Raw genomic sequence first — 14,853 nt, forward strand, 5'->3', positions numbered from 1 at the left:
GTTGTTGTACGGCGCGATGAAGGTCACCGTCGGAGGGTCGCTGAAGCTTGCCTTCAGACCCTGGGTGGAGGGCCTGGAGCACGTCCCCGCGGAAGGTCCCGCCATCCTGGCCAGCAACCACCTGTCGTTCTCCGACTCCTTCTTCCTGCCGGCCGTCCTCGACCGCAAGATCACCTTCATAGCCAAGGCCGAGTACTTCACCACACCGGGAGTGAAGGGCCGGCTGACGGCCGCCTTCTTCAGGGGCGCGGGCCAGCTCCCGGTGGACCGCTCCGGCGCGCGTGGAGCCGGTGAGGCGGCGATCAGGAGCGGCATGGAGGTCCTCGAACGCGGCGAGCTGTTCGGCCTCTACCCCGAGGGCACGCGCTCGCCCGACGGACGTCTCTACCGCGGCAAGCCGGGCGGCCTCGCACGCGTGGCGCTCGCCAGCGGCGCGCCCGTGATCCCGGTCGCCATGATCGACACGGAGAAGGTCCAGCCGCCGGGAAAGGTCGTCCCGAAACTGGTCCGGCCCGGCATACGCATCGGCAAGCCGCTGGAGTTCAGCCGCTACGAGGGCATGGAACACGACCGTTTCGTCCTCCGCGCGCTGACCGACGAGGTCATGTACGAGATCATGAAGCTCTCCGGCCAGGAGTACGTGGACATGTACGCGACCGCCATGAAGCGGCAGCTCGCGGAGGCCGCGAAGGCCGCGAAGGCCGGGAGGGACGCGGAGAAGGCCGCGAAGGCCGAACTCGCCCGCGCGGAGAAGGCGGAGAAGGAAGCACAGCGGGAACAGGCTGCCGGGCGGCGGCGGTCCGACCCCTAGGGCGTGTGGACGGGGGCGGGCCCGGGGCGAGGACGGGGGACGACATGCCCAGGCAGGAGAGAGTCATGAGGATGTCGGTCGAGCAGCCGCTGTGGCGCGCGCTCGCCGGGTACCGGGTCCTCGCCATGGTGTACGCGGTCGGCCTGTTCGCCACCGCCTACGAGCACTTCGAGCGCCCCTGGCTCGCCGTCGCCTACTTCGCCCTGCTGGCCGTGTGGACGCCGGCCACCCTGCCCCGGGTCGCGAACGCCGACGGCTGCACCAAACGCTTCCTCGCCGCCGACCTGACCGTCGCACTCACCGGCATCCTGCTCACCCCCGTCGCCGACGACCCGGAGCGGGTCGCGGCCGGCGGTCCGACCATGCCGTCGATATGGACCGCGGGCGCGGTGCTCGCCTTCGCCATCAAGGGCGGCTGGCGCTGGGCCGCCCTCGCCTCCACCCTGGTCGCCGTCGCCAACCTGATCGAACGCGGCGGCCCCGCCCGCGACACCGTGCACAACGTGATCCTCGTCTGGGTCGCGTCCATCGCCATCGGCTACGTCGTCGAGGTCGCCCGCGCCTCCGAGCGCACCCTCGCCCGCGCCCTGGAGATCGAGGCCGCGACCAGGGAGCGGGAGCGGCTCGCGCGGGACATCCACGACGGCGTGCTCCAGGTGCTCGCGATGGTGCAGCGGCGCGGCGCGGTGATCGGCGGCGAGGCGGCCGAGCTGGGCCGGATGGCCGGCGAGCAGGAGGTGGCGCTGCGCACCCTGGTCTCCGGCGGCCTGGTCCCCGTCCCCAGGGCGCCGCAGGACGCGGCGGGGGGAGCGGCGGCACGGGCCGCGGACCAGGTGCGGGACGACCAGGACGGCACCGGCGGCGCCCCCGTCGACCTGCGTGCCCTGCTCGCCCCGTACGCCGGCGCCCTGGTCAGCTTCGCCGAACCCGGGGCGCCGGTGCCGCTCGCCCCGGCCGCCGCGCGGGAACTCACCGCAGCCGTCGGGGCCGCCCTGGACAACGTACGCAGGCACGCGGGGCCGGACGCGCGCGCCTGGATCCTGGTGGAGGACGAACCGGACGAGGTGGTCGTGACCGTCCGTGACGACGGGCCCGGCATCCCCGAGGGCCGGCTCGCCCAGGCCGAGGGCGAGGGACGGCTCGGGGTGGCCCTGTCGATCCGGGGGCGGCTGCGCGACCTCGGCGGCAGCGCGGAACTGCTCTCGGTGCCCGGCCAGGGCACGGAGGTCGAGCTGAAGGTACCGAAGGACAGCGACGGCGAACGGGATGCACGGGGGAAGGCGGAGCAGCGATGACGACGGACACCGCGGGTGGAGCGACGGCAGGCGGGGAGCCCGGAGGCGGGCAGGGCCCGGTGAGGGTCATGGTGGTCGACGACCACCCCATGTGGCGCGACGCCGTCGCCCGGGACCTGTCCGAGTCCGGCTTCGAGGTGGTCGCCACCGCGGGCGACGGCGACCAGGCCGTGCGCCGTGCCAGGGCCGCAGCCCCCGACGTCCTCGTCCTCGACCTGAACCTGCCCGGCAAGCCCGGCGTCCAGGTCTGCAAGGAGGTCGTCGCCGACAACCCGGCGCTGCGGGTGCTGGTGCTCTCGGCGAGCGGCGAACACGCCGACGTCCTGGAGGCGGTGAAGTCCGGGGCCACCGGCTATCTGCTGAAGTCCGCCTCCACCGAGGACCTGCAGGACGCGGTGCGCCGTACGGCCGTCGGCGACCCGGTGTTCACCCCGGGCCTGGCCGGACTGGTCCTCGGCGAGTACCGCAGGCTGGCCTCCGACCCGGCACCCGCCCCGGAGAGCGGCGCGTCCGGGTCGCCCCGGCTGACCGACCGGGAGACCGAGGTGCTGCGCCTGGTCGCCAAGGGCCTCAGCTACAAGCAGATCGCCGAACGGCTCGTCATCTCCCACCGCACGGTGCAGAACCACGTCCAGAACACCCTCGGCAAGCTCCAGCTGCACAACCGTGTGGAACTCGTCCGCTACGCCATCGAGCGCGGCCTCGACGACGCGTAGCACCGGCCGGACACCCTGGACCGTCCAGCGGCGGCCCTTTTCCGCCAGAGCCGGTGCCCGGGGCCGAAACGCGCCGCTCCCGCCCCGTCCGGCCCGGGCCCGTCCGTGCCCGGGCCCGTATATTCGCGCGTGCGGCAGCCGTCGCGTACGGAAGCGTTTCAGGCAAGACCCCCGGAGGGACCCGTGGAGATCCTCGCGTTCGGTGTGCAGGCCGACGAGAAGCCCCTGATCGAGCGGGCCTTCCAAGGGCACCACGAGGTGCGCGGCCTGCACGTCTTCCTCAACGAGGACACCGCGCCCATCGCGGCGGGCCACGAGGCGATCTCCACCAGCGTCAACTGCGACCTCGGCGCGGGTGTCCTGGAGAGCCTGGCGGCCGGCGGCACCCGGATGATCGCCCAGCGGTCCACCGGCTTCAACAACGTCGACCTGAAGACGGCCGAACGGCTCGGCCTGACGGTCGCCCGGGTGTCGTCCTACTCGCCCCACTCGGTCGCCGAGTTCGCCTGGGCCCTCGCCATGGCCGTCAACCGGCGTATCGTCCGCGCCTCCACCCGCACCCGCGACTTCGACTTCCGGCTCGACGGGCTGATGGGCCGTGACATGCACGGCCGCACCGCCGGCGTCATCGGCACCGGCAGGATCGGCGAGGCCTTCGCCCGGATCGCCCACGGCTTCGGCATGCGGCTGCTCGGCTGGGACGTCGCCGAGAACCCCGCCTGCCGGGACCTCGGCATGACCTACGTCCCCAAGGACCAGCTGCTCGCCGAGTCCGACCTGGTCAGCCTGCACGTTCCGCTGGTGCCGGAGACCCTCCACCTGATCGACGGGGCCGCCCTGCGGACGATGCGGGACGACGCCGTCCTGGTGAACTCCAGCCGCGGCGGACTCGTCGACACCGCCGCCCTCGTCGCCGAACTGCGGGCGGGCCGCTTCACCGGGGTCGGACTGGACGTCTACGAGGCGGAGGCGGGCCTGTTCTTCCTCGACAAGTCCCTGGAGGCCATCGAGGACGACACCCTGGCCCGCCTCGTCACCTTCCCGAACGTGCTGGTCACGTCCCACCAGGCGTACTACACCGTGGACGCCGTCGGCCAGATCATCGACACCACGGTGCGCAACGTCCTCGACTACACCGAGGGCCGCCGCTCGGAGAACGTCCTGGTCCCGCGCAGCTGACCCATCAGCTCGGCGACGATCGCCGCGCCGTTCAGGGTGAGCACCGACTCGGGGTGGAACTGCAGCGACGCGAACCGGGGTCCGCGCAGCGCGTGCACCTCCCCGTCCGCCGCGCGGCTCACCTCGACGCCGTGCGCCGCCAGCTCCGCCGCCGTCCCGTCGTCGCAGCGCGCGACGAAGCTGTTGTAGAAGCCGACCGTCTCCGGCCGCCCGAACAGGTCGATCTCCGTCTGCGCCCCCTGGTACGGCACCTCCTTGCGGACGGTGTCCAGGCCCAGCTCGGCCGCGACCAGCTCGTGGCCGAGGCAGACACCGAGGACGCCGTGCCGGTCGTCCCCGAGCACCGCGGCGGTCAGGCCGCGCAGGAACCGCATCTTCGGGTCCGCCGTGTCGGACGGGTCACCGGGGCCGGGACCCAGCACCACGGGCCCCTCGTGCCCGAGCACCGCCTCCCGCAGCCCCGGTTCGTCGTACCGCCGGACGGTGACCGCGAGCCCCGACGAGCGCAGCACATGCGCGAGCATCGCCGTGAAGGTGTCCTCCCCGTCGACGACCAGGGCATGCCCCTCCAGCGCGGCCGACGGCTCCCGCATCCGCAGCCAGAACGGGGCCAGCGAGGCCCGCCGCCCGTCCAGCGCCGCCCGCACCCGGGGGTCGTCCGCCAGCCGCGGCCGTACGGACTCCTCGCGCGGGCGCCCGGGACGCACCCCCAGCGCGGCCAGTACCCCGGCCGCCTTCGCGTGGGTCTCGGCGACCTCGCCCGCCGGGTCCGAGCCCCGCACCAGCGTGGCGCCGACCGGTACCCGCAGCCGCCCGGCCGCGTCGATGTCGGCGGTGCGGATGAGGATGGGGGAGTCGAGGGTCTGGGCCCCGCCCGCGTCCCGGCCGAGCAGCGCCAGCGCGCCCGCGTAGTAACCGCGCCCGGCGCCGTCCCGCCCGAGGGGCTCGTACCGCTCGATCACCCGGCAGGCGTTCTGCACCGGCGACCCCGTGACGGTCGCGGCGAACATGGTCTCCTTCAGCACCTCCCGCACATCCAGCGAGGACCGGCCGCGCAGCTCGTACTCGGTGTGCGCGAGGTGCGCCATCTCCTTCAGCCGGGGCCCGACCACGACCCCGCCCCCGTCGCCGACGGTGCACATCATCTTGAGTTCCTCGTCGACGACCATCGACAGCTCCTCGATCTCCTTGCCGTCGGCGAGGAACTCCAGCAGATGCCCAAGGGCCGGCCCGCCGGCCGGGTAGCGGTAGGTGCCGCTGATCGGGTTCATCACGACCGTCCCGCCGGACGCGCGCACATGCACCTCGGGGCTCGCCCCGACCAGCGTCCGCCCTCCCGCCGCCTGTCCGGTGTGCACCACGAACGTCCAGTACGCGCCCCGCTCACCCGCCAGCAGCCGCCGGAACAGCGCCAGCGCGTCGGCCCGCCCGAACCCGGGGATCTCCCCCTCGTACGTCCGCCGGATCACGAAGTTGGCGCCCTCGCCCCGCCCGATCTCCTCCCGCAGCACCCGCCCGACGATCCCGGCGTACTCCTCGTCGCCGACGTCGAAGCCGCCGCTCTCCACCCGCACGTCGTGCGTGGGCAACTGCGCCAGGGCCTCGGCGAGCGGGAGCTCGTGGCGCTCCTCGGGGGTCAGCACCAGCAGCGGGGTGCCGTCGTCACGCACGTCGAAACCGCGCTCCCGGATCTGCCGGAAGGGGATGAGCGCCAGCCCCTCGTCGGGCAGGTCCGCCAGGCGGTCACGGGAGGTGACGGGGCCGAGCAGCAGCTCCACCACGGTGTCGTCGCGGCCGGGTGTGCGGCGGCGCAGCAGGGCGAACGGACGGGAGTCGTCCAGCAGGTCGAGCAGGTTCACCGGGCGGTTCATCGATCGGTTCATCGGTCGTGGTCCCTCGGGACGGGAGGGCCGGCCCGCGGGCGCCGCGCTGTCCGCGAACGCCGAAGGCCGCCCCTCGGGCGGCCTTCGCGAAGTCTTGCGTACGCGCTACAGGATCAGTGGGCCGCCGGAGAAGCGGGCCACCACCAGTTCGGTGCGGAAGGGTTCTGAGCCGAACCGTTCCGGGTCGAAAGCGCGGACATGGGACGCACCCTAGCGCATGCTCGGCGCCCGGCCCTGGTGGGTGCGCCGCCCGTCCACGGAACGTATCCCCCGTCTCACTTGCTGGGCATGGCCCGGAAGGCACCATCCCACCCCGTAATGTTGAGGCGTGACCGTGAACGCTAAGACCAGCCGGAGCGCTGGCAACACCTGGCGAGACCTGCCCGCGGCGCAGCAGCCCGAGTACCCCGACACCGAGGCTCTGCGCGCAGTGATCGCGGACCTCGAGTCGTATCCGCCGCTCGTCTTCGCGGGCGAGTGCGACCAGCTGCGCGCCCGGATGGCGGCCGTCGCCAAGGGAGAGGCGTTCCTCCTCCAGGGCGGCGACTGCGCCGAGTCCTTCGACGCGGTGTCCGCCGAGCACATCCGGGCCAAACTCCAGACCCTGCTCCAGATGGGTGCCGTACTGACGTACGCCGCGTCCGTGCCCGTGGTGAAGGTGGGCCGGATCGCCGGCCAGTACTCCAAGCCGCGCTCCAAGCCGACCGAGACCCGCGACGGCGTGACGCTGCCCACCTACCGGGGCGACTCCGTCAACGGCTTCGACTTCACCGAGGCCGCCCGCGTCCCGGACCCCGAGCGGCTGAAGCGGATGTACCAGGCCTCGGCCTCCACGCTGAACCTGGTGCGCGCCTTCACCACCGGCGGTTACGCCGACCTGCGCCAGGTGCACGCCTGGAACCAGGACTTCGTGAGGTCGTCCCCGTCGGGCCAGCGCTACGAGCAACTCGCCCGCGAGATCGACAACGCGCTGAACTTCATGCAGGCCTGCGGGGTCGAGCCGGAGGAGTTCAAGACCGTCGAGTTCTTCTCCTCGCACGAGGCGCTGCTGATGGACTACGAGTCGGCGCTGACCCGTGTCGACTCGCGCACCGGGCAGCTGTACGACGTCTCCGCGCACATGGTGTGGATCGGCGAGCGCACCCGGCAGCTGGACCACGCGCACATCGAGTTCGCCTCGCGGATCCGCAACCCCGTCGGCGTCAAGCTCGGCCCGACGACGACGGCCGAGGAGGCGCTGCAGTACATCGAGCGTCTCGACCCGGACCGCGAGCCCGGCCGGCTGACCTTCATCGTCCGCATGGGCGCGGACAGGATCCGCGACAAGCTGCCCGAGCTGGTCGAGAAGGTCACCGCCTCCGGTGCCACCGTCGCCTGGGTGACCGACCCGATGCACGGCAACACCTTCGAGGCGGCCTCCGGCCACAAGACCCGCCGCTTCGACGACGTGCTCGACGAGGTGAAGGGCTTCTTCGAGGTCCACAAGGAGCTGGGCACCCACCCCGGCGGCATCCACGTGGAACTCACCGGCGACGACGTCACCGAGTGCGTGGGCGGCGGCGACGAGATCTTCGTCGACGATCTGCACCAGCGCTACGAGACCGCCTGCGACCCGCGGCTCAACCGCAGCCAGTCGCTGGACCTGGCGTTCCTCGTCGCCGAGATGTACCGGGACCAGTAACACCGCCCACCCGCGAAAACGGCTGGGGTGGGGCGCGGATCACACAGGATCCGCACTCCACCCCGCTTTTTGCCCTCCGGATGACAGGTAAGGTTAGGTTAGCCTCACCGATCAGAGGTCGGGACGGCACGGCTCAGTACTACGTCGGGAGGTGCACCGCGTGTTCGTCTGCAGCTGCTTCGGGGTGACCGAGGAACAGGTGAGGAGTCACGCGGACGCCGGGGCCTGCACTCCTCGGCAGATCGCCTCCGCCTGCAAGGCCGGCACGGACTGCGGCGGCTGCGTGCGGCGCATCCAGGCGCTGCTCGGCCGCGGCGCCTGCTCTCGCCGGCAGGTGGCCGACCAGGGCCGGCCGCCCCTCGCCACGGAGCTGCCCGAAGCCGCGTAAGGCCCGTCGGCCGTCGGCTCAGCGGGTCGAGAACCCGCCCGTCCCCGGGCCCGAGGGATCCGGCTGGGACTGCTCGATCACCGTCGACAGGTACAGCGCCTCACCCAGCTTCTCGATGAGTTCCAGCTGGGTGTCCAGGTAGTCGATGTGGTGCTCCTCGTCGGCGAGGATCGCCTCGAAGATGTTGGCGGACGTGATGTCGTTCTTGCGGCGCATGACCTCCACACCCCGGCGCAGGCGGTCGATGGCCTCGACCTCGACCTCCCGGTCGGCCTGGAACATCTCCGTCACCGTCTGCCCGACCCGCACGTGGAAGAGCCGCTGGTAGTTGGGCAGGCCGTCGAGCAGCAGGATGCGGTCGGTCAGGACCTCCGCGTGCCGCATCTCGTCGAAGGACTCGGCGCGCGTGTACTCGGCGAGTCTGGTCCAGCCCTTGTGGTCCTGCAGCTTCGAGTGCAGGAAGTACTGGTTGATCGCGGTCAGCTCGGCGGTCAGCTGCTCGTTGAGGAATTCGATGACCTCGGGGTCGCCCTGCATCGCAGAGGCTCCTTCCACGCGGATGTACGGGCCAGGTGCGCCGCATGATTCCACCGGTGGAGAAGATCGTCCAGTAAGTATCGACTTAGTAAGCAAGGGCATGCTTGCGGCTTTTTGGTGCGGATTGCCCGGCTTCATGAGGCCCCGGTCCGATGGGTCACGCGGGGTCTGTCAGGATGGAAGCATGGGTCAGCCGGCGGAACGCGAATCGGAGGAGCGCCCGGCGCAGGAAGGGGCACGGTTCGAGCTTCCGCCGGGACAGCGACTGCAGAAGGGCTGGCCGGTCACGCACTACGGGCCGGTCCCCAGGTTCCGGTCCGAGCGCTGGGACTTCAGGGTGTTCGGCGCCACCGCCGAGGGTGACAAGTACTGCTGGAACCACGAGGAGTTCACGGCCCTGCCGTACCGCAGCGTCGTGGCCGACCTGCACTGCGTCACCAAGTTCAGCATGCTCGGCGCCGAATGGGGCGGCATCCCGGCGCGCACCCTCCTGGAGCTCGCCCCGCCCGCGCCCGACGTCACCCATGTGATGGTGTGGGCCGAGTACGGATTCAGCTCCAACCTGCGCCTGGCCGACTTCTCGTCCGAACGGACCCTCTTCGCCACCCACAAGGACGGCGAACTGCTGACCGCCGAGCACGGATTCCCGCTCCGTCTGGTCGTTCCCCACCTGTACGCCTGGAAGGGGCCCAAATGGGTCCGCGGAGTGGAGTACATGACCGACGACCGCCGCGGTTTCTGGGAGGAGCGCGGCTATCACAACGTCGGAGACCCCTGGAAGGAACAGCGCTACTCGTACCAGGAGGAGCCCGGGGACGGCCCCGAACTCTGAACCGGTCCGGCGTACGTCCGCCAGGACCGCGGGCGCACAACGGGCGGACCGGGCGGGACTACGGCTCCCGGAGCTTCTTCAGCCGCTCCATGTCCGCGGCGTGGCCCTCCTTGCCGCCGGGCGTCTCGATGACCAGCGGTACGCCCTCGGTCGCGGGGTGCGTCATCAGCGCGCGGAACGGCTCCTCGCCGATATGGCCGTCGCCGATGTTCGCGTGACGGTCCTTGTGTGCACCGACCACGTCCATCGAGTCATTGGCGTGGATCAGTTTCAGCCGCCCCTCACCGACCGTGTCCACCAGCAGATCCAGGGTCCGGTGCATGCCGTCCGGCCCGGTCAGATCGTGACCGGCCGCGAAGACATGGCAGGTGTCCAGGCAGACGCCCAGCTTCGGATGGGCGTCCAGCACCTCGAAGTACGGCCCGAAGTCCCAGGTCCGCGAGCAGAGGGAGGAGCCCTGGCCGGCCGTCGACTCCAGCAGCAGGAACGGGTCGTCGTCATGGGTGAGCTCGTCGAGCAGCGGCAGCAGGTACTCCCGTACCTGTGCCAGCGCCACCGGCCGCTCGCGTCCGCCGGTCGCGCTGCCGGTGTGGACCACCACGCCCAGCGCCCCGATCTCGCGCCCGCGCCGCAGCGAGTGCCGCAGCGACTCGGCGGACCGTTCGGCGGTCGCCCGGGTGTGGGACCCGAAGTTGATCAGGTACGGGGCGTGCACGTACGCCGGGATCGCCTCGGCCGCGCACGTCTCGCGGAAGGCCTCGTCCTGCTTCGGGCTGCCGGCCGGCGTCGCCCAGCCGCGCGGGTTGGCGACGAAGACCTGCACGGCCTCCGCGCGCAGCTCACGGGCGTAGGACAGACCGACGGAATGCAGACCGCCGGCCACGGGGACATGGCCGCCGACCGGGTTGCGGGCAGGGCCGGACAGGTGACTCTTCACCCCTCCAGGGTGTCATGCGTGCGCCCGGGGCCCGTCGGCGGACCAGCGGGTCAGCGGATCTTGAGGGTGATCGTCGAGCCCTCGGGCGCGGTCTCCCCGCCCGCCACGGACTGCTCGTCGACGGTGTCGCCGAACAGGCCGAGCAGTCCGCGGTCCTCCTCGACCCGGAACCCGGCCGCCTCCAGCGTCCTGGTGGCCTCGTCCACGCCGTCACCGACCACGTCGGGAACCTCGATCATCTCGGGGCCCTTGGACAGCGTCAGCGTCACGGTGTCCCCCTCGACGGCCTCGCTGCCCGCCCCCGGACTCTGCCGGGCCACCCGGCCCGCGTCGTGTTCGGAGGTGATCCGCCCGGTGGCGATCTCCACCTCGAGGCCGGCCTCCTCCAGCTCGGCGCGCGCGTCCTGGAGGTCCTCGCCGGTCACCTCGGGGATGTCCACCGGGTTGCCCTTGCTCACGGTGAGTGACACCGCCGAGCCCGTACGGACCTCGGTGCCCCCGGCCGGTCCGGTGGAGATCACGGAGCCCTTGGCCACGTCCTCGCTGAACTCCCGGGTGACCATGCCGGGCTCCAGGCCCACGTCCCTCAGCGCGGACCGCGCCTCGTCCAGCGCAACGCCGTCCACATCGGGCACCTGCACGGTCTCCGGCCCCTTGGAGAGGGTCAGCGAGACCGAGTCGGTGGTGCGGATACGCTCGCCCGCCTTCGGGTCCGTACGGATCACCGTGCCCCGCTGCACGGAGTCGCTGTACGCCTCCCCGACCTGCCCGACGTCCAGCCCGGCCCGGGCCAGCCGGTCCCGGGCCTGCTTCTCGGTCTTCGCCAGCAGCGGCGGGACCTTGGTGAACTGGCCCGAGTTGATGTACCAGACGCCCGCTCCGGCCCCGAGGACCAGCAGCACCACGACGACGACCGCCATCGGGCCGCGCCGCAGCCCCGGACCGCGCCGGGGCGGCAGCGGAGCCGGGGACCGGAGCCGGCTGGTGCGGTGGTCCGTGTCCTCGTTGACGGGCAGCGGGCGGGGCACCGTCAGCGCGCGCGGGATGACGCTCGTACGGTCCTCGGCGTTGTGGTGCTCCGACGACAGCGCCTGCGGCGGGGTCGCGTCCAGCTGCGCCGCGTCGAGGCCGCCGCGGGCCTCGCGGACCTGCGCGAGCAGCGCCACCGCGTCGTGCGGGCGGACCTGTGGATTGCGCGCGGTCGCCGACGCGACCAGCTCGTCCAGCGCGTACGCCATGCCGGGCACGGCGGCCGACGGCGGCGGCACGTCGTCGTGCAGGTGCTTGTAGAGCACGATCGCGGGGGAGTCCCCCTCGTGCGGCCGCTCACCCGTGAGCATCTCGTAGAGCAGGATGCCGCACGCGTAGACGTCCACGCGGGGATCGGCGGCACCGTTCTCGATCTGCTCCGGCGCCAGGTACGAGACCGTGCCCAGCACGGTTCCGGTGGTGTTCGTCACCGTGTCCACGCCCCGGACCAGACCGAAGTCGGCGACCTTGACCCGGCCGTCGTCCCCTATCAGCACGTTCTCCGGCTTCATGTCCCGGTGCACGAAACCGGCGCGGTGGGCGGCGCCGAGCGCGGCCAGCATCGGCTCCAGGATGTCCAGCGCGGCCCGCGGCTGCAGCGCCCCGCGCTCGCGCAGCACGTCCCGCAGGGTGCAGCCGGCGATGTACTCCATCGCCAGATACACGTACCCCCGGTCGGTGCCCTGGTCGAAGACCTGCACCACGTTCGGATGGGCCAGACGGGCCACCGACTTCGCCTCGCGGATGAACCGGTCGACGAAGGAGCCGTCGGCGGCGAGCGCCGGGTGCATCACCTTGAGCGCGAGCACGCGGTCGAGACGGGTGTCCACGGCCCGGTAGACCGTGGCCATCCCGCCGACCGCGATACGCGCCTCGACGCGGTACCGGCCGTCGAGCACCTGCCCGACCAGAGGGTCCTGAAGGGTCGTGTCCACGCAGGTGAGTCTACGAGCAGCCGCCGACACCCCCCACCGCTTCGTCGCGGATCGCACCGCGACTGCAGCGGACCTGTGACGCAACCCACGCACACGGCCCGGGACGGACGCGTGCCCGGCCCGGACCACGGGGCGGGGGCCGCCGACGGCGGCGACTCCCACGGGGGAACGCGCACCTCGCGACCGACCGGAAACGGGTGGTGCACGGGCGGGAGGACACTCAGAACGCCGGCCGCTCCGGATCCAGCGCGGCGAGGCCCTCCGCAGGAGACGACGCCTCGGCGAAGTGCCGCCGCGGAATCCGCCCCGCCCGCCGCGCCAGCCGCCCCGCCTCGACCGCGCCCCGCATGGCGGCAGCCATCAGCACCGGCTCCTGCGCCCGCGTCACCGCCGAGGCGAGCATCACCCCCGCGCACCCCAGCTCCATCGCCAGCGCCGCGTCCGAGGCCGTACCGGCGCCCGCGTCCAGGATCACCGGCACGCACGCGTGCTGCGTGATCAGCTCGAAGTTGTGCGGGTTGCGGATGCCGAGCCCCGACCCGATCGGCGACCCGAGCGGCATGACCGCCGCACAGCCGACGTCCTCCAGTTTCCGTGCCAGCACCGGATCGTCATTGGTGTACGGCAGCACCGTGAACCCGTCGTCGACCAGGGTCTCCGCCGCCTCCAGCAGCTCGATCGGGTCCGGCAGGAGGGTGCGCTCGTCGGCGATGACCTCCAGTTTGACCAGATCGGTGCCGAGCGCCTCCCGCGCGAGACGCGCGGTGAGCACCGCTTCACCGGCGGTGTAGCAGCCCGCCGTGTTCGGCAGCACCCGGATGCCCAGCCTGTCCAGCACCGACAGGACCGAGCCGTGCACCGAGGCGTTCACCCGCCGCATCGCGACGGTCGTCAGCTCCGTCCCCGACGCCACCAGCGCCCGCTCCAGCACCTCGAGGCTGGGCGCCCCGCCGGTCCCCATGATCAGCCGGGACGTGAAGGACGTACCGCCGAGAACGAACGGATCGTCGGCCACGGTCAGCCTCCTTGGACGGCGGTCAGGACTTCCACCCGGTCCCCCTCGGAGAGGGACGTGAGCGGCCACTGCGCGCGCGGGACGACGGTCTCGTTGAGGGCGGCGGCGACTCCGGAGGGAGCAGAGGTCAGGGCGGCGACCAGTGCGTCGAGCGCGGTACCCGGAGCCACCTCGCGCGGCTCCCCGTTGACGGAGACGGAGACGGAGACGGGTACGGTGTCGGTTCGGCCGGCCGCGGCCTTCGCCGGATCGTTCATGCGGGTTGCTCCGTGAGTGCGGTGGCGGTGAACCGCCGGGGGGTGAAGGGGCGGGCCTCCGCCGGGAGGTCACCGGTGGTCAGGACCTCGGCCAGGGCGTCGCCGGTGACCGGCGTGAGCAGCACGCCGTTGCGGTGGTGCCCGGTCGCGAGCACCAGCCCCGCCAGCGCGGACGGACCGAGCAGCGGCGCGTTGTCGGGTGAGCCGGGGCGCAGCCCGGCCCGGGTCTCGGTGAGCGGCAGTTCGGTGATCCCGGGGACGAGTTCGTGGGCGTCGCGCAGCAGTTCGTACACCCCGCCCGCGGTGACGGTCGTGTCCCAGCCCTGTTCCTCACTGGTCGCCCCGATCACCAGTTCGCCGTTCTCGCGCGGCACCAGATACACATGGCTGCCGCGCACCACCGCGCGCACCGTCCGGTTCAGGAAAGGACCGAACCGGCCGGGCATCGCCAGCCGGACCACCTGCCCCTTCACGGGGCGCACCGGAGGCAGTACCTCCGGCGGGATCCCCGCGAGCCGTCCGCTCAGGCTGCCCCCGGCGAGCACCACCTGACCGGCGCTCAGCCCGGTGCCCTCGGCGGTGACCACACCCGTGGCCCGTTCCCCGGTGACGGTGAGCCGCTCCGCCCACGCGCGGTGCAGGACCACGCCCGCCCGCTCGCAGGCCGTCACCAGCGCGGCCGCCAGGCGCCGGGGGTCGATCTGGTGGTCGCCGTCCACCCGCAGCCCGCCGCGCACTCCCGGTGCGAGCATCGGTTCCAGGCGCCGGCAGTCCCGCCCGGACAGCCACTGTGCGTCGAGTCCCGACTGCTGCTGCAGGGCGTGCAGTTCGCGCAGATGCGCGCGGTCGTCGGCGTCCAGCGCGACCGCGAGCGTGCCGCAGCGGCGGTAGCCGAGGTCGTGGCCGGTGGCCTCGGTGAGTTCGGCGGCGAAGTCGGGGTAGCGGCGCGCGGAGGCGAGATTCAGACCGAGCAGGGTCTGCTCGCCGTAGTGCAGCTCCGTGACGGCGGCCAGCATCCCGGCGGCCACCCGGGCGGCGCCGGCGCCCGGCTCGGGGTCCAGCACGGTCGTGGCCAGCCCGCGCTGCGCGGCCCGCCAGGCCGTGACCAGACCGATGATCCCGCCCCCGACGACGAGGACGTCCGGAGAACGTCCCGGGGGGTGCGGGGTGCCTGAGGCGTCCGGGGTACCCGGGGTGCGTGTGGGCGGCATGGGCGTCCAGCCCCTCCCTTCGCCGGCATGACCCGGATCAGGTTCATACGGTCGGAGGCCGCCAGCCTCCCTCTCAGCCCGGTGCGTCCGGACTCCCGCGCGTGTTCTACGGTGGCCAGCCTAGCCCCGGAACAATGCCGGAACAAC

At 72.3% G+C, this 14,853-nt stretch carries 14 protein-coding genes and 1 riboswitch; of the genes, 7 read left to right on the top strand and 7 right to left on the bottom strand.

Annotation, left to right across the window (positions count from 1 at the left end):
• Positions 1–16: 16 nt before the first annotated feature.
• From TU30_RS06785 to TU30_RS06800, 4 genes are all read left to right on the top strand, one after another.
• Positions 17–811 carry a 1-acyl-sn-glycerol-3-phosphate acyltransferase gene (locus TU30_RS06785; RefSeq protein WP_042165872.1) on the top strand — a complete coding sequence of 265 codons (795 nt, stop codon included), beginning with the start codon at positions 17–19 and terminating at the stop codon, positions 809–811.
• A 44-nt stretch (positions 812–855) separates the two neighbouring features.
• Positions 856–2,106 (top strand): MacS family sensor histidine kinase, encoded by a 1,251-nt coding sequence (gene macS / locus TU30_RS06790; protein WP_042165874.1) that lies wholly within the window; start codon positions 856–858, stop codon positions 2,104–2,106.
• Positions 2,103–2,822, top strand: coding sequence for a response regulator transcription factor (locus TU30_RS06795; protein WP_078878153.1), 720 nt, complete (start codon positions 2,103–2,105; stop codon positions 2,820–2,822). Before macS ends, TU30_RS06795 begins: the two co-directional genes overlap by 4 nt.
• 183 nt (positions 2,823–3,005) lie before the next feature.
• Positions 3,006–4,001: a 2-hydroxyacid dehydrogenase gene (locus TU30_RS06800; RefSeq protein WP_042165879.1), complete on the top strand. Its 996-nt coding sequence runs from the start codon at positions 3,006–3,008 to the stop codon at positions 3,999–4,001.
• Here the strand turns inward: TU30_RS06800 and TU30_RS06805 are convergent.
• Complete coding sequence (locus TU30_RS06805) at positions 3,953–5,884, bottom strand: anthranilate synthase family protein (protein WP_370626571.1); 1,932 nt, start codon at positions 5,882–5,884, stop codon at positions 3,953–3,955. The genes TU30_RS06800 and TU30_RS06805 overlap by 49 nt on opposite strands.
• A gap of 328 nt (positions 5,885–6,212) precedes the next feature.
• Between TU30_RS06805 and TU30_RS06810 the strand changes: the two genes are divergently transcribed.
• Both TU30_RS06810 and TU30_RS06815 read left to right on the top strand, forming a co-directional pair.
• Positions 6,213–7,565 (top strand): class II 3-deoxy-7-phosphoheptulonate synthase, encoded by a 1,353-nt coding sequence (locus tag TU30_RS06810; RefSeq protein WP_042165882.1) that lies wholly within the window; start codon positions 6,213–6,215, stop codon positions 7,563–7,565.
• 160 nt (positions 7,566–7,725) lie between these two features.
• Entirely contained in the window at positions 7,726–7,953 is a 228-nt protein-coding gene (locus TU30_RS06815; RefSeq protein WP_042165885.1) for a bacterioferritin-associated ferredoxin, read from the top strand.
• A gap of 18 nt (positions 7,954–7,971) precedes the next feature.
• Here TU30_RS06815 and bfr read toward each other — a convergent pair whose 3' ends face one another.
• Entirely contained in the window at positions 7,972–8,490 is a 519-nt protein-coding gene (bfr, locus tag TU30_RS06820; protein ID WP_042165887.1) for a bacterioferritin, read from the bottom strand.
• Between the two features lie 184 nt (positions 8,491–8,674).
• Here bfr and TU30_RS06825 point away from each other — a divergent pair, with 184 nt between their 5' ends.
• A complete protein-coding gene (locus TU30_RS06825) occupies positions 8,675–9,322 on the top strand; it encodes a sulfite oxidase-like oxidoreductase (RefSeq protein WP_042165889.1) in 648 nt (215 codons plus the stop codon).
• Between the two features lie 58 nt (positions 9,323–9,380).
• Here TU30_RS06825 and TU30_RS06830 read toward each other — a convergent pair whose 3' ends face one another.
• The 5 genes from TU30_RS06830 to thiO all read right to left on the bottom strand — a co-directional run bounded on the left by TU30_RS06830 (position 9,381) and on the right by thiO (position 14,706).
• Positions 9,381–10,259 (bottom strand): deoxyribonuclease IV, encoded by an 879-nt coding sequence (locus TU30_RS06830; protein WP_042165891.1) that lies wholly within the window; start codon positions 10,257–10,259, stop codon positions 9,381–9,383.
• Between the two features lie 50 nt (positions 10,260–10,309).
• Positions 10,310–12,223 carry a Stk1 family PASTA domain-containing Ser/Thr kinase gene (gene pknB / locus TU30_RS06835; RefSeq protein WP_042165893.1) on the bottom strand — a complete coding sequence of 638 codons (1,914 nt, stop codon included), beginning with the start codon at positions 12,221–12,223 and terminating at the stop codon, positions 10,310–10,312.
• 220 nt (positions 12,224–12,443) lie between these two features.
• Positions 12,444–13,238 (bottom strand): thiazole synthase, encoded by a 795-nt coding sequence (locus tag TU30_RS06840; protein ID WP_042165895.1) that lies wholly within the window; start codon positions 13,236–13,238, stop codon positions 12,444–12,446.
• Positions 13,239–13,240: 2 nt separating this feature from the next.
• Positions 13,241–13,495 (bottom strand): sulfur carrier protein ThiS, encoded by a 255-nt coding sequence (gene thiS / locus TU30_RS06845; RefSeq protein WP_042165898.1) that lies wholly within the window; start codon positions 13,493–13,495, stop codon positions 13,241–13,243.
• Positions 13,492–14,706 (bottom strand): glycine oxidase ThiO, encoded by a 1,215-nt coding sequence (gene thiO, locus TU30_RS06850; protein ID WP_042165900.1) that lies wholly within the window; start codon positions 14,704–14,706, stop codon positions 13,492–13,494. The genes thiS and thiO overlap by 4 nt, the downstream gene beginning before the upstream one ends.
• Positions 14,704–14,815, bottom strand: a riboswitch (TPP riboswitch). It overlaps the preceding gene by 3 nt.
• Positions 14,816–14,853: the final 38 nt, after the last annotated feature.

It is taken from the genome of Streptomyces sp. NBRC 110035 (assembly GCF_000829695.1).
Classification (GTDB): Bacteria; Actinomycetota; Actinomycetes; order Streptomycetales; family Streptomycetaceae; genus Streptomyces.

Excerpts from the sequence above, each read along its gene's own strand:
- TU30_RS06785 (WP_042165872.1), top strand. The coding sequence starts at position 17 with ATGAAGGTCACCGTCGGAGGGTCGCTGAAGCTTGCCTTCAGACCCTGG.
- macS (WP_042165874.1), top strand. The coding sequence starts at position 856 with ATGCCCAGGCAGGAGAGAGTCATGAGGATGTCGGTCGAGCAGCCGCTG.
- TU30_RS06795 (WP_078878153.1), top strand. The coding sequence starts at position 2,103 with ATGACGACGGACACCGCGGGTGGAGCGACGGCAGGCGGGGAGCCCGGA.
- TU30_RS06805 (WP_370626571.1), bottom strand. The coding sequence starts at position 5,884 with ATGAACCGATCGATGAACCGCCCGGTGAACCTGCTCGACCTGCTGGAC.
- bfr (WP_042165887.1), bottom strand. The coding sequence starts at position 8,490 with ATGCAGGGCGACCCCGAGGTCATCGAATTCCTCAACGAGCAGCTGACC.
- TU30_RS06825 (WP_042165889.1), top strand. The coding sequence starts at position 8,675 with ATGGGTCAGCCGGCGGAACGCGAATCGGAGGAGCGCCCGGCGCAGGAA.
- thiS (WP_042165898.1), bottom strand. The coding sequence starts at position 13,495 with ATGAACGATCCGGCGAAGGCCGCGGCCGGCCGAACCGACACCGTACCC.
- thiO (WP_042165900.1), bottom strand. The coding sequence starts at position 14,706 with ATGCCGCCCACACGCACCCCGGGTACCCCGGACGCCTCAGGCACCCCG.